The sequence below is a fragment of the Paenibacillus sp. LPE1-1-1.1 genome, from assembly GCF_040676435.1.
GTDB lineage: Bacteria > Bacillota > Bacilli > Paenibacillales > Paenibacillaceae > Pristimantibacillus.
This window is the reverse complement of sequence record NZ_JBEGHY010000001.1, coordinates 1,682,455-1,704,194: the sequence shown is the minus strand read 5'-3', so window position 1 is coordinate 1,704,194 and position 21,740 is coordinate 1,682,455. Positions and strand designations below refer to the sequence as shown.

The 21,740-nt window shown below is 51.0% G+C and carries 22 protein-coding genes; 12 read left to right on the top strand and 10 right to left on the bottom strand.

The features are described from left to right. The first annotated feature begins 68 nt into the window (after positions 1–68). Both MRBLPE1_RS07420 and MRBLPE1_RS07415 read left to right on the top strand, forming a co-directional pair. Complete coding sequence (locus tag MRBLPE1_RS07420) at positions 69–746, top strand: HAD family hydrolase (RefSeq protein ID WP_364143480.1); 678 nt, start codon at positions 69–71, stop codon at positions 744–746. A gap of 87 nt (positions 747–833) precedes the next feature. Continuing rightward, positions 834–1,427 carry an MSMEG_1061 family FMN-dependent PPOX-type flavoprotein gene (locus MRBLPE1_RS07415; protein WP_364143477.1) on the top strand — a complete coding sequence of 198 codons (594 nt, stop codon included), beginning with the start codon at positions 834–836 and terminating at the stop codon, positions 1,425–1,427. A 116-nt stretch (positions 1,428–1,543) separates the two neighbouring features. Here MRBLPE1_RS07415 and MRBLPE1_RS07410 read toward each other — a convergent pair whose 3' ends face one another. The 6 genes from MRBLPE1_RS07410 to MRBLPE1_RS07385 are packed head-to-tail and all read right to left on the bottom strand — an operon-like array spanning position 1,544 to position 8,292. Continuing rightward, positions 1,544–2,710, bottom strand: coding sequence for a YheC/YheD family protein (locus tag MRBLPE1_RS07410; RefSeq protein WP_364143474.1), 1,167 nt, complete (start codon positions 2,708–2,710; stop codon positions 1,544–1,546). Next, entirely contained in the window at positions 2,667–3,164 is a 498-nt protein-coding gene (locus MRBLPE1_RS07405) for a GNAT family N-acetyltransferase (RefSeq protein ID WP_364143471.1), read from the bottom strand. Before MRBLPE1_RS07405 ends, MRBLPE1_RS07410 begins: the two co-directional genes overlap by 44 nt. A gap of 1 nt (position 3,165) precedes the next feature. Further along, entirely contained in the window at positions 3,166–4,320 is a 1,155-nt protein-coding gene (locus MRBLPE1_RS07400; protein WP_364143468.1) for a YheC/YheD family protein, read from the bottom strand. Next, on the bottom strand, positions 4,320–5,699 hold the full coding sequence (locus tag MRBLPE1_RS07395; RefSeq protein ID WP_364143465.1) for a YheC/YheD family protein: 1,380 nt from the start codon (positions 5,697–5,699) through the stop codon (positions 4,320–4,322). The genes MRBLPE1_RS07400 and MRBLPE1_RS07395 overlap by 1 nt, the downstream gene beginning before the upstream one ends. Further along, positions 5,696–6,910 (bottom strand): YheC/YheD family protein, encoded by a 1,215-nt coding sequence (locus MRBLPE1_RS07390; protein WP_364143463.1) that lies wholly within the window; start codon positions 6,908–6,910, stop codon positions 5,696–5,698. The genes MRBLPE1_RS07395 and MRBLPE1_RS07390 overlap by 4 nt, the downstream gene beginning before the upstream one ends. Before the next feature lie 11 nt (positions 6,911–6,921). Then, a complete protein-coding gene (locus MRBLPE1_RS07385) occupies positions 6,922–8,292 on the bottom strand; it encodes a YheC/YheD family protein (RefSeq protein ID WP_364143460.1) in 1,371 nt (456 codons plus the stop codon). Between the two features lie 237 nt (positions 8,293–8,529). Here MRBLPE1_RS07385 and MRBLPE1_RS07380 point away from each other — a divergent pair, with 237 nt between their 5' ends. Both MRBLPE1_RS07380 and MRBLPE1_RS07375 read left to right on the top strand, forming a co-directional pair. Beyond that, positions 8,530–8,865, top strand: a complete 336-nt coding sequence (locus MRBLPE1_RS07380; RefSeq protein WP_364143457.1) for a YlbF family regulator — start codon at positions 8,530–8,532, stop codon at positions 8,863–8,865. Positions 8,866–8,954: 89 nt separating this feature from the next. Next, positions 8,955–9,239 (top strand): hypothetical protein, encoded by a 285-nt coding sequence (locus MRBLPE1_RS07375; RefSeq protein WP_364143455.1) that lies wholly within the window; start codon positions 8,955–8,957, stop codon positions 9,237–9,239. 116 nt (positions 9,240–9,355) lie between these two features. On the opposite strand, the gene MRBLPE1_RS07370 is transcribed toward MRBLPE1_RS07375, so the two are convergent. Then, positions 9,356–9,709 carry a helix-turn-helix domain-containing protein gene (locus tag MRBLPE1_RS07370; protein ID WP_364143453.1) on the bottom strand — a complete coding sequence of 118 codons (354 nt, stop codon included), beginning with the start codon at positions 9,707–9,709 and terminating at the stop codon, positions 9,356–9,358. 231 nt (positions 9,710–9,940) lie between these two features. Between MRBLPE1_RS07370 and MRBLPE1_RS07365 the strand changes: the two genes are divergently transcribed. Beyond that, positions 9,941–10,414: a hypothetical protein gene (locus MRBLPE1_RS07365; protein WP_364143451.1), complete on the top strand. Its 474-nt coding sequence runs from the start codon at positions 9,941–9,943 to the stop codon at positions 10,412–10,414. A gap of 89 nt (positions 10,415–10,503) precedes the next feature. Further along, positions 10,504–11,865, top strand: a complete 1,362-nt coding sequence (locus MRBLPE1_RS07360; protein ID WP_364143448.1) for a DRTGG domain-containing protein — start codon at positions 10,504–10,506, stop codon at positions 11,863–11,865. A gap of 7 nt (positions 11,866–11,872) precedes the next feature. Here MRBLPE1_RS07360 and MRBLPE1_RS07355 read toward each other — a convergent pair whose 3' ends face one another. The 3 genes from MRBLPE1_RS07355 to MRBLPE1_RS07345 all read right to left on the bottom strand — a co-directional run bounded on the left by MRBLPE1_RS07355 (position 11,873) and on the right by MRBLPE1_RS07345 (position 13,102). Then, entirely contained in the window at positions 11,873–12,169 is a 297-nt protein-coding gene (locus MRBLPE1_RS07355; protein ID WP_364143446.1) for a YtpI family protein, read from the bottom strand. A gap of 87 nt (positions 12,170–12,256) precedes the next feature. Next, complete coding sequence (locus MRBLPE1_RS07350; RefSeq protein WP_364143443.1) at positions 12,257–12,730, bottom strand: hypothetical protein; 474 nt, start codon at positions 12,728–12,730, stop codon at positions 12,257–12,259. Positions 12,731–12,775: 45 nt separating this feature from the next. Then, on the bottom strand, positions 12,776–13,102 hold the full coding sequence (locus tag MRBLPE1_RS07345; RefSeq protein ID WP_308999611.1) for a YtrH family sporulation protein: 327 nt from the start codon (positions 13,100–13,102) through the stop codon (positions 12,776–12,778). Between the two features lie 139 nt (positions 13,103–13,241). Here MRBLPE1_RS07345 and MRBLPE1_RS07340 point away from each other — a divergent pair, with 139 nt between their 5' ends. The 6 genes from MRBLPE1_RS07340 to pyk all read left to right on the top strand — a co-directional run bounded on the left by MRBLPE1_RS07340 (position 13,242) and on the right by pyk (position 21,698). Continuing rightward, positions 13,242–16,898 (top strand): DNA polymerase III subunit alpha, encoded by a 3,657-nt coding sequence (locus MRBLPE1_RS07340; protein ID WP_364143440.1) that lies wholly within the window; start codon positions 13,242–13,244, stop codon positions 16,896–16,898. A 208-nt stretch (positions 16,899–17,106) separates the two neighbouring features. Then, positions 17,107–17,598, top strand: a complete 492-nt coding sequence (locus tag MRBLPE1_RS07335) for a phosphatidylglycerophosphatase A family protein (protein WP_364143437.1) — start codon at positions 17,107–17,109, stop codon at positions 17,596–17,598. A gap of 95 nt (positions 17,599–17,693) precedes the next feature. After that, positions 17,694–17,885 (top strand): hypothetical protein, encoded by a 192-nt coding sequence (locus tag MRBLPE1_RS07330; protein WP_053374720.1) that lies wholly within the window; start codon positions 17,694–17,696, stop codon positions 17,883–17,885. Positions 17,886–17,925: 40 nt separating this feature from the next. Next, entirely contained in the window at positions 17,926–18,795 is an 870-nt protein-coding gene (gene accD / locus MRBLPE1_RS07325; protein ID WP_364143433.1) for an acetyl-CoA carboxylase, carboxyltransferase subunit beta, read from the top strand. Continuing rightward, positions 18,785–19,849 carry an acetyl-CoA carboxylase carboxyltransferase subunit alpha gene (locus tag MRBLPE1_RS07320; RefSeq protein WP_364143431.1) on the top strand — a complete coding sequence of 355 codons (1,065 nt, stop codon included), beginning with the start codon at positions 18,785–18,787 and terminating at the stop codon, positions 19,847–19,849. The genes accD and MRBLPE1_RS07320 overlap by 11 nt, the downstream gene beginning before the upstream one ends. A 94-nt stretch (positions 19,850–19,943) precedes the next feature. Then, positions 19,944–21,698, top strand: a complete 1,755-nt coding sequence (gene pyk, locus MRBLPE1_RS07315; RefSeq protein ID WP_364143428.1) for a pyruvate kinase — start codon at positions 19,944–19,946, stop codon at positions 21,696–21,698. Positions 21,699–21,740: the final 42 nt, after the last annotated feature.

Sequence of the window (21,740 nt, the reverse complement as noted above, 5' to 3'; positions counted from 1 at the left end):
AGATGAAGCTTGCGATTATTTCCCGAATTCCAGTATGATAAGAGCAGACTTTGAAGGAGGATTTAACCATGAGTGAGCTTAAGCTTCGATTGCCGGAGGCGGTAATATTCGATATGGATGGCACGCTGTTCGAAACCGATACGCTGCTTGTGCCTGTCCATCACCGCGTGTTCGAAACGCTTCGGGAGGAAAGGCAGTACGTGCATGAAACACCGCCAGTAGAACGTTTGCTTAGCTGCTTAGGGATGCTTCTGGAGGATATATGGCGTCAAGTCATGCCAGACAGTACGGAGGACGCCCGGAAGAGAGCCGATGATTTACTGCTGCAGTATGAGCTGGAAGGCTTGGCAGGGGGAGAGGGCGAGCTGTATCCCCATGTGGAGGAGACGCTGCGCGAGCTGAAGTCGCGCGGAATTAAGCTGTTTGTGGCCAGCAACGGCCTTGAGGACTATGTGAAGGGCGTCGCCCGTTATAAAGGGATTGACGGGCTGTTTGACGGTCTTTACAGCGCAGGCGAATATGCGACATCCAGCAAGGTTGATCTCGTTGCGCGTCTGCTTCAGGATCATGGCATTCAATCCGCTTGGATGGTCGGCGACCGTTCCTCCGATGTGGAAGCGGGCAAAGGAAACGGACTGCAAACCATAGGCTGTGCGTATGCGACGTACGGACGTGCAGCGGAGCTTGACGGGGCTGATTTTTTGATAACCGATTTCCGCGAGCTTGCAAGGCTGTTGGAGAAATAAACGAATAAGCCTGGGCTCTAACGTATGAATGGGCTGCGATAACCGGTCACATTGTCGATTAGGGTCAATGGCAGAGGGAGCGCGACTGTGGTTCAGGCAAGCTGGAACAACGATTTGATTGTGACCGCCGATCAGCTAAAAGAGATCGTTGGCACCCCGCATGAAGCGGTTGTAAAGAAGAGCGTTTCGCGAATGGAGGGCCATATTCGGCACTTCTTGTCCTTATCCCCCCTGTTTTTCTTATCGACATCGGATGCTGCGGGACGATGCGATACATCGCCGCGCGGTGATGAGGCCGGCTTCGTGAAGGCGCTGGATGATCACAGGCTTATCTATCCGGAGCGTCCGGGCAATCGCCGGATCGACTCCTTGCTGAATATGCTGGAAAATCCGCAAATCGGCATGGTGTTCCTTATTCCCGGCATGCAGGAGGTGATGCGCATCAATGGCCGCGCTTCGATTACCCGGAACGCCGAGCTGATCGATAAGATGGAATGGAGCGGTAAAACAGCGGATCTTGCCGTCGTGGTAGAGGTTCAGGAATGCTTCATCCATTGTCCGAGGGCCCTTAAGCAATCAGGGATATGGGATGCGCAAACATGGCCTGCTGCCGATGACATGCCGTCAACGAAAGAGATGTTCAAGGCGCATTTGCAAATGAACGGCTATGACTTGAAGTAGCTTCCCCGTCTAGCCGACTTTAACAGATACAAATATTAAAACACCGGTTAAGAGACCGCGCTTGCGCAGCTTCTTAACCGGTGTTTATTTTTTAGCAGGGATGCTTCATCCGCATGTTAATGAGCGTCATACTTATGGCCTGGGCGGTTGTCTGCTACGGCTGCCGGCTTCTCCTTGGCTTTCTTGCGTTTTTTCTGGTTATGGAGCCAGAGCGCGTATTCGAGCGGCCTAATGATAGCTTTGCGATAGACCTCTTTCTCGCCAGCCTGCGCGAATACCTCCCGAGCGGGCTTCGGATTAACCTCAAGCAGCCAAATGCCGCCTTTACGGTCGATTGCCAAATCGAGCGCAAGCTCGCAGAGCCTGCCGTAGTTGAGCTCTAAATAAGCTGCAATCGCTACGCCGAGCTCTTCAGCCTCTTGCTTGACCTGCTCAGCCTTGGACTCGTCACGCAGCCATTCATTCAGCAAATGACTCATCGTTTCGGCATGGCCGCCGCCGTGTAAATTAGACGTAATGCTGCCGGCGGCGCCGATTCTGCCCGCGCATCCCGTTACTTCCCATGCGCCTTCTCCGTTTTTTTGGACGAGCATCCGATAGTCGTGCACGCGTCCGCTGGCAAGCTTTATTTGAATGCCCTGCTGGGCAATATACCGGTTGCTTTCTAAATCCCATGGCGCTAAGTAACTGCTTAGGCCGGCTGATGAAATATTTTGCGGCCGGATAATGCGTCTTTCTTGATCGCGGCCTTGGATATGAAGCAGTCCGTCCTTCCTCTTCTCGATACGCAGTATGCCTCTGCCGCCCGTGCCGTTAATCGGTTTAAGATAAACGAGTGGATATTTCCGAATGAATTCAGTGACGATTTGAATGTTGTCGACATATTTGGTGGCCGGCAAATAGTCTTTAAAGCGGTCATCCTTTGAAAGGGTGCGGTGAACGGTCCATTTGTTGCGCAGCATACGGTTAAGAAAAGTAAGATGGCCATACGTTTTGCGGAATTTCTTAAGCTGCTCGAAGCGGTAGGTACGCTGGATCCGACAACGGTCATAGATCATATTCGGAAAGGAGGTCCACCTGCGCGACCACGTTTTCGAGTCTGGCTCGTAGAACCATGCATGAATTTTATTTTCCGTATAATTGACATCCTTCGGCGTAAATACGAAGACGTTAAGTCCTAGCTTTCGTCCGGCGGAAGTCATTTTTTGATAGACGGATCGCTCCTCTAGCAACCCGGCTTCATTGAGGTACAAAGTCAGGATGCCTAGGACGGGCTGTGTCATTCGTGATTCCCCTTTCAAAACGAAGCGTCGGTTTGCCTGTTGGGCCTCTGTGCATGGATACGGCAGTCATGCCTAGGCGGAAGCAAAGTGCCATGCTTGCGGTATTATCTGTCGCAACATTGCAGCTGAGCCTGCCTAACCGCTGGATCATGGCCTGAACGAGGGCGCTGCCGATCCCGAGGCTTCTTGCTTCCGGATGAACGACGACCATGCAAGCGGCATCGCCGGCTGCTTCTGCAAAGCCAAAGCCGACGATGCGGCTGCCATGTTTCGCAATGACAGCCACCGCGCCGCAGGGCCGGTTCGAACCTTCTTCAAGCAAAGCGGGGTCAAGCTTGCGGAGCGCATGGATGGTCGATACCGCGAGCCGCTTATCCCCGAATCGTATGGAAAAGCCAATGAGCCTCTTTTGTTCCGCTAACCACGCTTCCGGTGTAAGCAGCTCTAGATCCATGTTATGCGCCTCCCGCTTTTTCTGTTTTTAATCTAGCCAAGTAAGCACCGTAATGAAAAATGCGTTCAAGCGATTTTTTGCGGATATGCGGTTCATCGAATTTCATCGGTTTAGAGTTGGCTTCGAAAAACCACATGTTTCCATCGCTGTCTACTCCTAAATCCATGGACATCTCGCCAAGCAGCTGGCCGGAAGCCTGTTCAATCTGCTTGGCGATCAGAACAGCGGTGTTTTTTGCTTTTATGAGCAGTTTACGCCCCAGTTCTTCATTAAATGAATGAATGAGCAGCTTCTCGGGATCCTCAATCATCCCGCCGCGCGGAACATGGGTTGTAATACTGGAAACGCCGGCAATCCGCGCGCCGATACCGGTGATATCCCATTGTCCGCGCTGGTTTTTTTGAACGAGTGCACGGAGATCGAACCTTCGCTCATTGAAGGAGGCGAGCTTGATCCCCTGCTGCGCAATATAGGCCTCGTGTCCGCGTTGTTTCTGAATACGGCTCCAAAGCTTATAGATCGTAGAGCAGTTGTAGGTGGCGCTTTTTTTGTTCTCTTGGATTTTCAGCCGGTAGGGCAGCTGCTTCTCGGCATGCACCTTAATCGTCATTATGCCTTTGCCCGCTTTTCCGCTCTCGGGCTTTAAATAGAGATAGGAATGCTTTTGCATCATCCGCCCAAGACCCGTTACCGTAATCAGCTTGCGCGTCGTAGGAATATAGGGTTTGGTCGTCTTCGACAGCCGAAGCCATTCGAAGAGATCCCATTTGTTGAAAAATGCCGGGTTAAACAGGGTTACGCGCGGATGCTTTTGGCAGGCAATAATTTTTCGCTTGACCGCAGGCTGGATTTCATCCTCCCGCAGAGGGATCCGATTGTAGAGAATATCGGGAAAAGGAAGCAGCCGCTGCTGCCACACATCCTCGAGTTCGTTGTAAACAAAGCCTTTGAGGCTGCTTCTTGTGAGCAGCAAATTTTTTACGGTCAGAACATAGACGATAAAGCCCATGGATTGGCCGGTTCGGATGATATCAACAAAGTTGCTGCGGTTGCCGCGAAAAAGCTGAACGTCATCCTCGATGGTCAATATGGCGAGTACGGTTCTACCGGCGCGCTGCTCTCTGGTATCCGAGTCTCCGGGAAGCTTGCTGTCCATCAGCTATTACCTCCCTGGTCATGGAAGCGGCTGAGGTACATGCAGTGCTCAAAAATATAGGATAGTGAAGCACGCCCCTCGGAACGCAGCGCTGGATGTTTGAAGATCGAACGGCCGGGCTTGGCGTTAGCCTCGAACATCCACACTTCCCCGTCTTTATCAATGCCCAGATCCAGCCCCAGCTCGCCGAGGCGGTGCGGGTAGTTTCGCTCGATCGCTTCTGAAAGCCTGATGGAGGCGAGCTTCGCTTTTTCAAGCACGGCATCGGCATCCGATCCGAACGTCTTGCTTAACGCCTGCTGCGGCGTCATCAGTGAACCGCCGTTTTTGACATGCGTCGTTACGCTGCCACGGCCTGCTTTTTTGGCTCCGATGCCAGCGGGTATCCATTCGTTATTTCCGTTCTTATGCATATGAAAGCGGAAATCGAGCGGACAGTTGTCGATTTCGACGAGGCGGATGCCCTGCTGAACGACATAATGAGTCAAGTTGCTGCCGTGTTTGGCCTGAAGCATCCGCATGAGGCTGTTAAATTGATTGAACCGAAGCAGCACGTTTTGGCTGCCCTTGCGGTAACGCGCGAAATAGCCGCGTTTCGGATGATAAGTCAAGCGGTAGATGCCTGCGCCAAGGCTTCCTGCCGTGGGCTTGAAATAAAGAAACTGATGCTTCTCGAGCATTTCCTTTATTTTCTCGGCTGTAGGACCGGAAACGGATTCCGGCAAATGGTTCAAGGCTTCCGGATCATTATCGAGAAGCTTATAAACATCGGCTTTGTTGAAGAAGCTCCAGTTGAAAAAAGGGATTTTGCGGCGCACGAAGCGCTCGCGCAAAGCGTTAATGGAAGCGGACGTTTCTGCTTTCCGGCTCGGCAGCCGGTTGTAGACGACATCCGGCAGCGGCACGATTTTGCGGTACCAGCCGCCCTGCGAATTCAGAAAGTAGCCGTTGACTGTTTCCTGCTGCCAGTTGATGTCGCTCGGCGTGAAACCGAAAAGGTAAGCTTTGGACTCGCCGGTCATGATAACCTGCTTGATGAACCCGGTGCGCGGACCGAAGGGATTGCTTTCGGAACGCGTGGGGTTATCGCTCAGTATGCCGACTAACGGCCCAAGCTGAACCTCGTTTTCGCCGGTAGTAAGCACATATACGTTGCCTGATTTCGGAACTTTAATCGATTGGCGGACGCCAGCGGATAAATACAGGTGATTGCCGGGCCGTTTCAGCTGCTTGATCTCAGCCACGATCACCTCGTTGCCGAGCTTGAGGTGAACCGATTTTTTGCCGGAGAGCTTCAGCTGCTTTAACAGCGGGCTGGACAGATATACGATTTTATTGGATTGCTGCGAGAAATGTACGTTACAAGTTGTCAAACTCATCGATGAACCTCCTGAACGTTGAAAGGCCGTAATAGGTTGTCGGTGCTTGAATGATGAAGACGGCCGTTTGCGGATTCATTGGCTACAAAAGACGGTGATAAGCGCCTAGTCAGAGAGCGTGCATATAAAAGCGGTCTTTCAATCGAAAGCCGCTCGGCCTCTTGGTCGCCTATGATTTGAAAGGAAGAGCGACCAGGCTTGGAGTTCGCTTCGAGCAGCCATAGCCGGCCGCTCTTATCTATACCATAATCTAATCCGAGCTCGGCAAGTCTGCCGAAATTATTTTCCAGTCGTTCTGCTGTTTGCTTGCTTATTGTATGGAACTGCTCTAGCAAACGTTCGGATTTAAACTTGCCAAATTTGGCAGAAAGCAGCTGAGCGGCCGGATATGCCAAGCCGCCTCCGTGCAGATTGGACGTTAAGGTACCCGCCTGACCCGTACGCAGCGCAGCTCCCGATACCGACCAGCTGCTTTTTTCATCCTTTTGGATGAGGACTCTCACGTCAAACGGCTTATTATCCTCTCCGCTAAGCTCTAAATAAGGCTGTATTAAATAGGGGGTATGCTTAACGAAGTCCATGATCCATTGTTTAAAAGCCCGATCCTCCGTAAAAGCAGCCGTAAAGGAACGGTTTTGGCGGCTCCGGCCCTTAACCAGCGTAGACCGTTCAAGCGGGCAGCGCGCGACATGGACGATGCCCCTGCCCTGCATGCCAGACGAGGGTTTAAGGATCACACCGCCTCTAAAATGGTCAGCCAGCTTCAGAAGCTGCGCCGCATCCGCCAATGGCTGCGTATGGGGCAAATGCTTTGCCAGTACGGAATGCTCTTTCAGCGCCTCATAAACCTCAAGCTTTGCAGGCAGCGTCCCGTTCAGCAGCCGATAGGGTTTGAGCCGGGCCAGCTTGCTCAGCATGCGGCGGCAGTCCAGCCTTTGGCCTGCCCCGGTGAAAAAACACCGGTCATATACGATATCGGGCAGCGGCACGGGCTGCCGCGTAAAGCCTGCTTGCCCGGAGCGATAGCCAAAGAGCTGCTCCGAATGCAACTGAAGCCCATCTGCGGCAAATACATAAACATCGATTCCGAGTTGCTTGCCTGCTGCGCTGAGCGCTCCATAGAAGGAGGGCTCAGGCAATACGGGCTTTGAATCGCGATCATGGGCTATCGAAGCGACGACAATTCCGAGAATGACCAATCGAGTCTGCATTGGATCCTCCGTTAAAAGCCCGATAAAAACCGGGAATATTGAATCATCATGCGGACAGACGGGCGAATCTTATTTTCATTCAGAGGCGTATTATCGTTTTTGGAAGGCTTGGAGTTCACTTCGAGCAGCCATACGCGCCCATTCGTATCCATAGCAAGGTCGATGCCCAGTTCGCCAAAGTGCGCGGGGATTTGGGTATCCACGCCTTTTGCGATATTAAGAGCAGCCTGTTGGAGCCGATGAACCGCGTCCTGCTTGCTGACCCCGGACTGCAGATTGGATTTTGCAACAGCTTCGCCAACCGTGCTGAGCGTGCCGCCGCGCGCCAAATTCGAGACGAAATGATGGTTCCCGGCCGTTCGGGCTACAATGGATGTGATCGTCCATTTGCCGCTGGCGTTCTTTTGGACGAGTGCGCGAAAATCAACAGGACGTTTCTGAATCTCGATCAACTGCAGCCCCTGCTGAATTTGATACCGCACCGTTTTCATCTTTACGGATAGGGTCGAGAACAGCTGGAGCAAGCTGGTGTACTGCTGCCTGCGGGTGCCTGCTGCGGTTGCGAACATGGCTTGGTAACTGCCCGCGTCGAGTCGGGTAACCCGAATGATGCCTTTGCCTAAGCTGCCGCGAACCGGCTTGAGAAATACGCTGCTGTACCGGGAACACATCGATTTCAGCATCGTGTAGTTGCGCAGCAAATGCGATTCCGGCAAATAGCGGACTAAGGTCTCATCTTTTTTCAGCGCGTCGAAAACCTCGGTTTTATCCAAAAACTTTTCGTTGAAAACGGTCGTCTGATGCAGCAGTTTTACTTCTTTCATGAAATGTTGTACGCTGGGTCTATTCTCCAATTTCCGCGAGGTAAGACGGTTATTGACGACATCGGGAACAGGCATGGTGGCTTTGTGCCAGCCGTCCGAATAAATCCAGCTGTCAAGATAGTCGAAATTTGTGCCGATCTGGTTTGGCGTGAAAAAATAAACGAATGCGCCTTGCGCCGTACAGGCTTCAACAAGCTCCCTGCAGAACATGGTAATGGAACCAAAGGGTTTATCCGGCATATGCGGGTAATCACGGCTGACGAGCACGCCGATCAACGGCCCCATAACAAGTGTAGCTGTGCTGGCTTTGTATTGCAGTCGAATCGCTGTGCCGTTTGTTAATCCCATCAGTCTGGCTAAGCTCTGGCTCATTCTCATTCCATCGTACTTTGCGACAGGAATGATCTTCACATGCTGCCGAAAAGCACCGAACTTCAAAATGATGTGCTGGCCTTGAGGAATTTTCCACTGCTTTACAAGTTTTTCGCCAAGCATAAGCGTATCTTCCGGAAGCATGCCGGAGCTGATCACCTGTACGGCTACTTTCGATTTGAGCATCATAAATCTCCTTCCAAGCAGGAGGATGACGGTAAGTGGTAAGCGGCCTTTAGGTGTTTTACACGAATTACTTCATCATATGAGGACATCTATTCCTTTGTGAATCCGAAACGGGCCGGATGCTTGTGCTGTTTTCATTAGCTTTTCCATAAGAGATTGGGCTTTTCTATCGATGAGGCGGCAGGATTGAACCAATAGGCTTAATAAAATAGATCTTCATGAATGGGAGAGAGACGGATGAATGTATATGACAAAGCTTATGAATTAGCCAAAGCGCTTAAAGAAAGCGAAGAAGCAAAACTGCTGAAGCTTGCCAAAGAGGAAGCGGAGGCCGATCCCGAGGCAAAAAGCATGCTGGATGATTTTCGCGAGCGCCAAACCTTCCTGCAGCAGAAAATGATGGCCGGCGAAGAGCCGTCCGCCGAGGATATGGATAAGATGAACAAGCTCTACGAGGTCATTTCGCAAAACCCGCTGATCGGCAAGCTGCTCGATGCCGAGCGCCGCTTCGCGGTCGTGTTCGAGGATGTCAACCGCATTATGTCCGATGTGTTGAAGTCGATCGTAGATTAAGGAAAGACATATAACCTGTCCCTGCTTCATAGAATGGTAATGCGGACAAGATGATTTGCCGCTTAAGACTCTGTGAAGGAGCTGAAGGCATGTTTTCCGGAAAAGCCCGTCATGTATTGTATTTACTTATAGCGCTTGCGATGCTCGTATATGCGCTTCCCCGTCTGGAGCTGAACGCGCCGTGGAGCTTGATGAGCGTATTCGGGCTGGTGTGGCTCTTGTTTGCTTCATTGATCGTCATCGCGAATGTCAACGCGCTGGTTATGAGCGAAGAGAAAAGGAAAGAGCTGGCCCGCATTAAGAGAGCAAAGGCTCAGCTATGGGAACAGAAGCTGTTGCAGAAAGCGAATTCATCCAGAAAAGCGCGCGGATAGGCAGCGGGAAAGCGGCATAGCGTGTTAGCTCGAAAAAAAAAAGAAGATCCGCCGGACAAAAAAACCAGCGGGTCTTTTTTTTTTTTTGTATATGAACATATCGGTCATAGGTTCGTTTATTGTATTTCTTTAAATTGAACGAGCTGCTTGACGAATCGGTAGACGGCTTCCTGTTCCTTTAGGCTTAAGCCGTTCATCTGATGAACAACCTTCGTCGCGTAGCCTTCTTCCTCAGGAGAATCTGCGGCATCCGCACGGGATATGACGTTCACGATTTTCTCCAGCGGCGTTTGAAGCGCATGCGCGATTTTGCTGAGTACGTCGATCGTCGGATTTTTTTCGCCGCGCTCCACTTGTCCCATATAGGAAGCGTTTATGTCAGCGCGCAAAGCAAGCTGCTCTTGGCTTAGCCCTCTTTTTTTTCGCAGCTGACGTATGTTTTCACCAACAAGCCCCGCAATTTCACTCATTTTGTCACCTCAGCCTAACGATAGAACTTTAACAGGCCGTCAACAACGCTTTATAGAGCATATTCAAAAAAGTGACTATAGTCATTGACGAATAGATGGTTCCTTTACTGTAATTGTGTAAAAAAGTATCATTCTACTATTATGATTACCTTTAAAGGATCAATTTACCAATTAAACGATTGATGGTAGGATAATAGAGGTCGAAAATGTTGACGCGAGGAGGATGGAAAAGTGGTTGACGAATTCGATTTCTTCAGAAAAGTCCGTGCTTATTATAACAATGTTCCCTTCCTTGTCCAATTCACTTACCGCTTATCTCATCGTGTCGATAAGGCTGTTACGGCACGCGGTTCGTTTAGCTGCCGCGTTAATCCGCATACCCAAATCGTTGAATATGTGATCGATCTGAGATCCGATTCTATTTCCAGGCCATATAGCGAACACAGCTCTTTTTTGTTTTCCAGCTTATATGATGAAATACCGGCGCAATCGATCGAATTGAACCAATTTCTCATCCAAGCGCTGCGTTACCCGCTTCCGATCGAATATGATTGGCAGGCCTTTGTGATGTCCGGCGCGGAGGACGCCGTGAACATGCAAACGATTCAGCAGCTGTTCAAGAAATGGAGATTCAAGAGCAAGGATGAGCAGCCCGTAGACGGAAAGCTAAAGGTCGGGCAGGTGCTGCTGCAATGGCAGCTTTAGGCATGCGTCGAATCGGGACAGGCATGACTTGTACCTTCCTTTCCCTTATAATAAGGGAATAGCTTTGCAAGTTGGACGGAGGAAACAAAGTGGCGCCTATCGGACCCGGTAACGAGACCGGCACGAAGCATGAACAGATTTTGAATTATATCCAAAGCCTTAAGATCGGAACGAAGATTTCGGTAAGGGCGATAGCCAAGGCGCTTAGCGTGAGCGAAGGGACGGCCTATAAGGCATTTAAAGAAGCGGAAAGCTCGGGGCTTGTCAGTACGAAGGAACGGATCGGAACGGTTCGAATCGACCGTAAGCGCCGTGAGGCGCTCGACCAGCTGACCTTTGGGGAAGTAGCCGAAATCGTAGAAGGAAGGCTGTTCGGCGGTGCGGCAGGACTCGATAAAACGCTGCATAAGTTCGTTATCGGAGCGATGGAGCTGGATGCGATGCTGCGCTATATTGACGAGGGCAGCCTACTCATAGTCGGGAACCGGATCGGCGCGCACCGCTGCGGGCTGGAGGAGGGTGCCGGCGTTCTGATTACAGGCGGCTTCGAGCCGAGCGAAGAAGTGATCAAGCTTGCGGACGACCGCGCCTTGCCGATTATCACTTCCCGGCATGATACGTTTACGGTTGCTTCTATGATCAATAGAGCGATGTACGATCGGCTTATTAAACGCAAGATTATGTTGATCGAAGATATCGTAACCTTCAGCAAACCGGCGGATGTACTTCGGATCGGACAGTCCGTTCTTGATTTCCATAAGCTCTCCCGCGAAACCGGCTATTCCCGTTTTCCCGTGGTGGATGAGAGAAGCAAGGTTGTCGGGATGATGACGGCCAAGGATGCGGTCGGTTCGCCCGAGGACGGCATCGTCGACCGGGTGATGACCAAGCATCCGATTACGGCTGCTCCGAACATAACCGTTACTTCCGCTGCCCATACCATGGCCGCGGAAGGCATAGATTTACTGCCGATCGTGGATAGGCACCGCAAGCTGCTTGGCGTTGTCACGAGGCAAGAAGTGCTTGATGCCATGCGGTTTGCCGGCAAGCAGCCGGAATCCGGAGAGACCTTTGAAGATCTGATGTGGGCTGGTTTTATGGCAACGGCAAATGTCAGTGCCGTGGGACAAGACGAGCTTGGCTTGGCCTATAAAGGGTCGATTACCGCGCAAATGTCCGGAGCGCTAGGGATGGTGTCGGAAGGGCTGCTGGCAACGTTAATGACGCAGGCTGCGCGCAGAATGATTCGGGAAACCGCTAAGCGGGATTACCTGCTGGAGAGCATGACGACTTATTTTGTAAGACCCGTTCAAATCGACAGCGAAGTCACGATCATACCGAGGGCGCTGGAGCTGAGCAGGAAATTTACGAAGCTTGAAATCGAGGTCAAGGATGCGCAGGGCTTGGCCGCCAAAGCGATGATGACGGCCCAAATGATCGATCCCTATTAAACGCAGATTAATTTTTAGGCCTGCTGTATAGGCTGAGATTACGAAGTCCGGCAAATAGGTTGAACACGCCGATGACCAAAAAGATCGCGCCAATGACGATGCGAAGGGTAGATTCCCCGGACAAAAAAAGCTGTACCAGAGCAATGAACAGCATCATGACGCCCATGCTGATGTTCATTCTGGCTGCGAATACGGCTCTCGTTCTCGCATCGGAGGAACGGCGCGACTTAAAGCTGAATACGGCTGAAAACACGAGTGAAATAAGGATGCCCGGAACGAGCAGCCATTGCAGAAGTTGATCCAAGAATAAGCAGCTCCTTTAAGTTATGTAGGTACAGCAGCAACCCGCGAATAGACAGGCTCTATTGTATCACGAATCACAGGCGCGTGCTTAAGAGGGAGGCTTCACATAGTCCCGGACCTCCACCCATACTTGAAGGATATTATCGACGACTAGAATCGTGTTCACTTCAATCGTATAGTCTTTGTTGTGCACATCCATATAAACTTTCCTTTCAAGCAGCTTCCTTGCGAAACGGGCGTCGGAATCGATCTCGTAGATGCTCCTGCCTAGGAAGCTCTTAAGATCCTCTTTGATTCGTTTGATCAGCTCGGCTTCGGTGACTTGATCTAGTCGAGGCCGTTTGGTATCTTGCCCGGCTTCCTTCTCGATGCGAGGGAGCACGCTTTTTATAACGGTATGCTGATTTTTGAATTGGTTTAAGTTCTTTATATCCTGCTCGTACTGCTCTAGCTGTACCTCAAGCTCGCTCTTCAATGTAATTAAAGCCTCGAACCGCGCCAAAAAAATGGAATTGTACACAATTGCCCCAATGATCATCCCGAGCGTTAATACACCTACCATTTGTAATCCTCTCACGAAACGGTCAAACGGCGGCAGACGCATCGCTTATGCGGCTCCCTTGCAGATGAGACGAACCAGCTCCGTGCCTAGGTGAGCGCCGAGAAACGCGATGATAATAAAACAAATCTGCTGCGCGGCAGGCGATAATTGCCCCTGCATGATATTGCTTTCAATGACGCGAACAGGATCGATAGAACCTCCGATCGCTGCCACGATCGCCCAGATCTTTAGCCTTGCAGCCGTGTCGAGCATCGTCGTCGCAGGCGGCAGCAGCATAAACACCGAACCGATTCCCGCAAGCGTAGAGCCCCCTAAGACAACGCCGAACGCAATAAAGAAATCAAGTCCCGCTTTGGACAAGAAGTAGCTCATCGGTATCCCTCCAAAAATTATAGTGACGCTTCATAACGATGCATGCCGTATGCTCTTCTACCATTCTATGGGCGTGTCCACTGCGATTATGATAAAATAGAGTTAACTTATTTGGACGAAGCAGAAAGGATCGGATGCGATGAGCGGTCAGAACGAACAATCTTTCGTGCATTTGCACGTTCACAGCGAATACAGCCTGCTTGACGGCGCAGCTAGAATCCGTGACCTTACTGCAAAAGCGGCAGAGCTTGGAATGAAAGCGCTGGCGCTGACCGATCATGGGGTGATGTACGGAGCGATCCCGTTTTATCGGGCATGCCGGGCACAATGCATTAAGCCGATTATCGGCTGCGAGCTTTATATGACGACCGGCTCCCGATTTGAAAAAGGGCCGCGCAAGGACAATCCGACATACCATTTGATCGTGCTGGCAAAAAATGAAACAGGCTACCGCAATTTGATGAAGCTCAGTTCTATCGGGCATCTGGAAGGCTTCCACTACAAGCCTCGGGTAGATCTGGAGATGCTGCGGAAGCATTCAGAGGGACTCATTTGTTTGAGCGCATGCCTTGGGGGAGAGGTCTCGCAGCATTTGCTGCATGACCGGGTTGAGGAAGCGCGGAGCAGCGCCCTGCGCTACAAAGATATTTTCGGGGAAGATTTTTATTTGGAGCTTCAGGATCACGGCCTCTTGGACCAGAAGAAGGTAGCCGCCGAATTGATCAAGCTCGCGGTCGATACGGGCATTAAGCTTGCGGCGACCAATGATGTGCATTATCTGCGCGCAGAGGACGCTGCCATGCAGGATGTGCTGATATGCATCGGAACGGGAAAAACGATTGAGGACGCCGACCGTCTGCGCATGCTGACGGATCAGATGTATTTGAAAAGCGCGGAAGAGATGGCGCTTATGTACCGGCATGTTCCTGAAGCGCTTGCGAACACGATTGAAATCGCGGAGAAATGCGAGCTGGAATTGACGCTTGGCCGGGCTGCGCTTCCTATCTTCCGGCCGGTACCGGCAGGGATGAGTTCGTCTGATTATTTAATTACGTTATGCCGTGACGGCTTGATGGCCAGATACGCGGGAATGCCCGAGTGGGCGGCTGACGAAGATTTTAGGCAAAAAGCGGAGCTGCGGCTGGAGTACGAGTTATCCGTTATCGACAAAATGGGATTTAGTGATTATTTTCTAATCGTGTGGGATTTTATCCGGTTCGCCCATGAAAGAGGCATTAGAACCGGTCCGGGCCGCGGATCGTCTGCGGGAAGCTTGGTGGCCTATACGCTGCGAATCACCGACGTGGATCCGCTGAAATATAAGCTGCTGTTCGAACGGTTCTTGAATCCGGAACGGATTTCGATGCCGGATATCGATATCGATTTCAATGACGAGCGCCGCGATGAGGTTATTGCTTACGTGGCTGCCAAATACGGGGATGAGCATGTCGCGCAAATCATCACGTTCGGAACAATGGCGGCCAAAGCCGCTGTCCGTGATGTTGGCCGTGCGATGAACGTCCCGTTTCAAGAGGTAGACCGTGCGGCCAAGCTTATTCCGAATCAGCTTGGCATTACGCTGGATGAGGCGCTGAGAATGAGCAGCGAACTACGCGAAGCGAGCGAGCGCCAGCCGAAGACGGCGAGCATGCTGAAGATGGCCATAAAAGTCGAAGGGATGCCGCGTCATGCCTCGACGCATGCGGCAGGCGTCGTCATTTCCCAAGAGCCGCTGACTCATTATACGCCAATCCAGACAGGCAGCGAGCAGATTCCTCTTACGCAATATTCGATGGAGAATTTAGAAGCCATCGGCCTTCTCAAAATGGACTTTCTCGGCTTGCGTACGCTCTCGATCCTGGAGCGCGCGCTCCAAGCGGTGAAGGAGCAGCATGGCAAAGTGATCAATTTTCATACGATCAACGATAATGACCCGGCAACGTATGCAATGCTCAGCCGCGGAGATACGACGGGTATATTCCAGCTTGAGTCCGCTGGCGTCCGGCGCGTTCTGAAGGAAATGAAGCCGACGGAGTTCGAGGATATCGTCTCCGTTCTCGCTTTATACCGCCCGGGTCCGATGGAGTTTATTCCAAAATATATCCAAGGAAAGCATGGGCTTGTTACCGTTGAATATCCGCATCCGTCGCTTGAGCCTATTCTTGCGGATACCTACGGCATCATCGTGTACCAGGAGCAAATCATGCAAATTGCCTCCTTGATGGCTGGTTTCTCGTTAGGGGAAGCGGATTTGCTGCGCCGCGCCGTCTCCAAGAAAAAGCGCGAGGTGCTTGACGAGGAGCGGGCGCATTTCGTAAAGGGCAGCCTGGCTGAGGGCTATTCCGCTTCCGAAGCGAATCTTGTTTACGATATGATCGTTCGATTTGCCGATTACGGCTTTCCGCGAGCCCATGCGGCGGCTTACGGCGTGCTTGCCTTCCAGACGGCATGGCTCAAAGCCAACTATCCCGTTCAATTTATGGCTTCGATGCTGGCTTCTGTAACCGGGAACCAGCGGAAGACGGCCGAATATGTGGATGAATGCCGTCGGATGGGCATTGCCGTATTGCCGCCGGACGTAAACGAGAGCAGCGTTTCCTTTACCCCGGTGGCTCAAGCCGTACGCTTCGGTCTCGCAGCCATCAAAAACGTCGGAACGCAGGCTATCGAAGCAGTCCTGAAAGAACGCGGCGAGCGGCCGTTCGAAAGCCTTCTTGATCTTTGCAAGCGGGTGGATCTGCGGGTGGTAAACAAACGGGTGCTGGAGTCGCTCATTCAGGCGGGAGCGTTCGATTCGCTTCCCGGGCATCGTGCTCAGCTGCTTGCCGCCCTTGAGGAAACGGTTGAAACCGCGGTGAAATGGCGCAAGGAGCGCGAGGAGCTGCAAATTGAAATGTTCGGTCTCGACGAAATCCAGAATTGGGATGTCGAACTGCCGGATATTCGCCCTTATACGACCAGCCAGCAGCTGGATTTTGAACGTGAGCTGCTCGGTCTTTACTTATCGGGGCATCCGCTGGATGCTGCGGAGCAGCAGCTTGCGCCGTTAGGCCTGGATCGGCTGCTCGAGCTTAGCGACGCGAAGGACGGCGCAATCGCCATTGTGGGCGTGATGGTCGTGTCTGTTAAACCTTTTACGAGCAAAAAAGGCCTATCCATGGGCTTCCTCGAACTGGAGGATCGTATCATGCGCATAGAGGCGGTCGTATTTCCGACGATTTGGAAGCGGATAGGCAGCAAGCTCGAGAAGGGCGGTTTAGCAATCATACAGGCTACGGTTCAACAGCAGGATGATGATTATAAGCTGATCGTCGAGGATTGCGTGCCGATCGAGCATTCGGATATGGATCTCGCGGATCATGTAGGACGGCTCCAAAAGCAGGCGAAAGCACGCGCTGCGCGGACTAGCGGCAGCAGCTCTGCAAACGGAAGATCCGGGGAGCAGGCCGCACCAACCGGGCGAGCCGCTGGCGCAACCTGGAAGCCGCGAGCCTTCAAAGACAATCCATTGCCGACTGAAAATATTATCGGAAATGAGCAAGGGCCGCCGCACTCGACGGAGCGCAAGCCGCAGCGGGTGTATATCAAAATTATTTCGGAAAATGAGCAGCCCGCAATTCTGGAGCAGCTAAAATCGCTTCTTTCGGGCCATTCCGGCCAGCTTGCTACCGTTTTGTTTTATGTGCAGGGACAAAAGTCGATTGCGCTTAGCGACAGCTACCGCGTTCATCCGTCCACCGAGCTCATAGAAGCAGTCGAACAGCTGCTTGGCAAGGGCGCGATCGTTGTGAGATAAGCAAGGACCTTTCTACCCTTCCTAAATATCCTGTAAACAAAAGTATTTCGTATGCACGTCAGGGCTTGTACGCGCATATGTTTAGAGATACAAGCGACGATGGCAATGGAGCCTCCTAAAGGGAAGCTGCATGTGAAGGACAGTGTCATCTGCTCACGCTATTGTTTCCAAGATAGACGTACAAGCAGTTACGGGAGGGATGAGTCCGATGACAGGAATCGAGAAATGGCTCTTAAAACGAGGGGTATCGATCGACGACGTAACCGAAATCGTCTATGCGCTGCAGCGTCCCTACAATGGTGATCTGACGATGGAACAATGCGAGGAAAGCGTCAGGGCGGTACTCGATAAGCGCGAGGTGCAATACGTCATGTATACAGGCATAGCTTTAGATGAGCTGGCAGAGCGCAAATTACTGCCGGAGCCCTTGCAATCGATCATGGAAACCGATGAATCGCTTTATGGCGTCGATGAGACGCTGGCGCTCGGCATAACGAATGTTTATGGCATGATTGGATTGACGAGCTTCGGATATTTGGATAAAGTAAAACCCGGTATTATTCGTCAATTGAATGTGAAAGGCGAACGCATTCATGTGTTTTTGGATGACTTGGTTGCCGGATTAGCCGCTGCCGCCTCGGCAAGAATTGCGCATCAGGACCCGAAAGCGATCCGATATGATTTGCCGGATTCGCCATGACTATGGTATCATTATGAGATCATATGGCCTGTTACCGGGATAGCTATGCTTAGTAAGTGAGCTTTGCGGAAGCAAAGTTTTCAGGAGGTACCATGATGTGGACGGTCATTTATATCGCACCAACAGCAAAAATCGCAGATAACATCAAGAAGCGGCTAACGGAGGAAGGGTTTTTGGTGAAAATCCGCTCTGTCAATCTGTCCAAACAGCAATACGAGATACTAGTCCCATCTGGCGAGTTGGAGGAAGTACAAGAAGTATTTAACTCCATTATGCGGCCGTTATGATGGATAGCTCTATACTATTGCGCCTTGAGAGGTGTCACACGTGCAAATAAAGGATTTATTTACGAAGAAGAAATATGCGACAATACCATCGGAACCGCGCAAGCGTGAGGTTCCCGAAGGCTTGATGAATAAGTGCTCCAAATGCGGCACCATTCAGTACAGCAAGGAATTGGAAAAAAACTTAAAGGTTTGCTCCTCTTGCGGCCATCATTATCGCCTTACTGCTTGGGAACGAATCGCTTTAACGCTAGATGAGGGACATTTGCTTGAATACGATGCGGATATGGAATCCGTTGATCCTCTTAACTTCCCTGGATATGCCAGCAAGCTGGAGCAGCAGAAGAACAAATCTAATCTTCGCGACGCTGTCATTACGGGAGAAGGTACGATCGGCGGTTTTCCGGTTGTCGTAGCCGTTATGAGTTTTGATTTCTTTACCGGCAGTATGGGATCAGTCGTTGGTGAGAAGATAACGAGAGCCATTGAAGCGGCTCATGCCAAAGAGCTGCCGCTTCTGATTTTCTCAACCTCCGGCGGCGCCCGGATGCAGGAAAGTATTCTTAGCTTGATGCAAATGGCCAAAACAAGCGCAGCGCTTTCGAAATTTCAAGGCGCAGGCGGTTTGTTTATTTCAATTTTTACCGATCCTACTACAGGCGGGGTTTCGGCTAGCTTTGCGAGCTTGGGCGATTACAATTTGGCCGAGCCTGGCGCGTTGATCGGTTTTGCCGGACGGATTGTGATTGAACAAACGATTCGCCAGAAGCTGCCTGACGACTTCCAAACGGCTGAGTTTAATTTACAGCACGGCCAATTGGATAAAGTCGTACACCGTAAAGATATGAAGCCGACGTTAGCTAAGCTGCTTGATATGCATTGCGTAAAGGGGGAAACATCCTATGGCGGGTGAGCTGCCTTTTGAAAAACCGTTGAATGATTTGCGGCAGAAGGTCACGGAGCTGAAGACCTTGAGCGTGGAGAAGGGGATCGACTTCACGGAAGAGATTTTGGGTCTTGAGCAAAAGTGCAAACAGCTGGAAGAAGAACTGTACAGCGAGCTGTCTCCGGCTCAAAAAATGCATATGGCGCGCCATCATCAGCGTCCAACGTCGCTTGACTATATTCAGACGGTGTTCACGGATTATATGGAGCTTCACGGGGATCGTCTATTTGCGGATGATCTCGCGATCGTTGGCGGCCTTGCCAAGCTGAATGGCGTACCGGTAACGGTTATCGGACATCAGCGCGGTAAGGATACCCGTGAGAATATTGCGCGCTTTTTTGGCAGTCCTCATCCCGAGGGCTTTCGTAAAGCGCTTAGGCTAATGGAGCAAGCGAATAAATTCAAACGACCGATCATTACCTTTATCGATACGAAGGGTGCTTATCCGGGCAAAACGGCTGAGGAACGCGGACAATCAGAAGCGATTGCACGTAACCTAAGAGAGATGTCCGGCTTCGGCGTGCCTATCATTTGTATCGTTATCGGCGAAGGCGGCAGCGGCGGAGCGCTTGCGCTGGGCGTGGGAAATCGTGTGTTAATGCTTGAAAATGCGATCTACAGCGCGATCTCTCCAAACGGAGCCGCTTCGATTTTGTGGAAGGATGCTTCCAAAGCGGACCAGGCTGCTGAAGCGATGAAAATCACGGCCAAGGATTTGCTGGAATTTGGCATTATTGAAGATATCGTTATGGAGCCGCAAGGCGGAGCCCATAAAGATTTAGCTTTTCAAGCGGAGCAAATCAAAGATAAGCTGTGGAAGCATTTGCAGGAACTTCTTCCGTTAAGCGCCGAACAGCTAATCGAAGACCGTTATAAGAAATTCCGCAAGGTCGGCCAATTCAAAATTGCGGAGAAGACGCTTGAAGCGCCAAGCCAGCAGGAAGCGAATCGCATCCAAGCAGCAGGCACAACGGTAGAACCATCCGAACAGCCGGAAGAAGCGACCCCGACCGTTCAGTAAATAATATGTAAAATTGATGATTTCGCTGTACAAGCAGCTGGTTGTCATGTCAGTATAAAAAAGAATATCAGGCAATTTACGGAGGAAACTTAACATGCGCAAAACAAAAATCGTTTGTACAATCGGTCCATCCAGCGAATCACTGGAAAACACGAAGAAACTTATCAAAGCAGGCATGAACGTGGCCCGTCTTAACTTCTCCCACGGAGATTTCGAAGAGCACGGCAACCGTATCAAAAATATCCGCCTTGCGAACGCTGAACTTGGTACATCGGTAGCGGTTTTGCTTGACACAAAGGGTCCAGAGATCCGTCTTGGCAAGCTGAAGGAAGAGCCTATTGAATTAAACCAAGGCGAAACTATTACGCTTACGACAGAAGAAATTCTGGGTGACCGCAATCGTGTGCCTATTACTTACAACAACCTGCCTAACGACGTAACCATCGGCTCGACTATTTTGATTGACGACGGCTTGATCGGTTTGACGGTAGAAGAAGTTCAAGGAACTGAAATCGTGTGCCGTATCGTTAACAGCGGTCCGATTAAAAGCAAAAAAGGCGTTAACGTACCTGGAGTGAAGATCTCTTTGCCTGGTATTACCGAGAAGGATGCGAATGATATCGTATTCGGAATCGAGCAAGGCGTAGATTTCATTGCAGCTTCTTTCGTGCGTAAAGCAAGCGACGTGCTTGAAATCCGCGAGCTTCTTGAGCGCCATAATGCGGGACATATTCAAATCATCTCCAAAATCGAAAACCAAGAAGGCGTGGACAATCTCGATGAGATTCTTGAGGTTTCCGACGGCTTAATGGTTGCGCGCGGCGATCTCGGCGTTGAAATCCCTGCCGAAGAAGTACCGCTCGTGCAAAAAAACATGATCAAAAAAGGTAACCGCGTTGGTAAACCGGTTATCACGGCTACACAAATGCTGGATTCCATGCAGCGCAACCCGCGTCCTACCCGCGCTGAGGCGAGTGACGTAGCAAATGCGATTTTTGACGGCACAGATGCGATTATGTTGTCCGGCGAAACAGCTGCGGGGCGTTACCCGACTGAATCCGTACAAACTATGGCACGTATTGCTGAGCGCGCGGAAGCGGCTTTGGAATACCGTGAAATGTTCACAAAGCAAGCAAATGCACAGCAAACATCGGTTACTGAGGCTATTTCTCAAGCCGTTGCTAACTCTGCGCTTGACCTAAGAGCAAAAGCGATCATTACATCGACGCAAAGCGGCTTTACTGCCCGTATGGTATCGAAGTACAAGCCTAAAGCTCCGATCATTGCAGTAACGACAGATGAGAAAGTATTGCGCCGTCTATCTCTCATTTGGGGCGTATTCGCGGTACTGGGTCCTGATGCGGATACTACAGACGAAATGTTTGAAAATGCAGTAAAAGGCGGCATGAGCACAGGTTTCCTTAACCTTGGTGATACTGTCGTTATTACAGCCGGCGTTCCTGTTGGCCGCGCAGGTACGACAAACCTTATCAAAATTCACCACATTGGCGAACTTTTGGCACAAGGACAAGGTATCGGAAGCCAAACAGCCATCGGTAAGATCGTTGTTGCCCGTACACCGGAGGAAGCGATCGCAAAAACGACTCAAGGCTCCATCTTGGTTACGGTATCGACGGACAAAGAATATATGCCTGCATTTGAGAAAGCTGGCGCGGTTATTACGGAGCAAGGCGGAATTACAAGCCATGCTGCAGTAGTCGGTCTGAACCTTGGGATCCCGGTTATTCTAGGCATCGCAAATGCAACGGAGTTGCTGCAAGACGGTATGGAAGTAACCATCTACGGCGAAACAGGCGTAATCTATCACGGCCAATCGAAGGTACTTTAATTACAAGGGTACTTTTATAACAAACATATAAGAATGAAACAA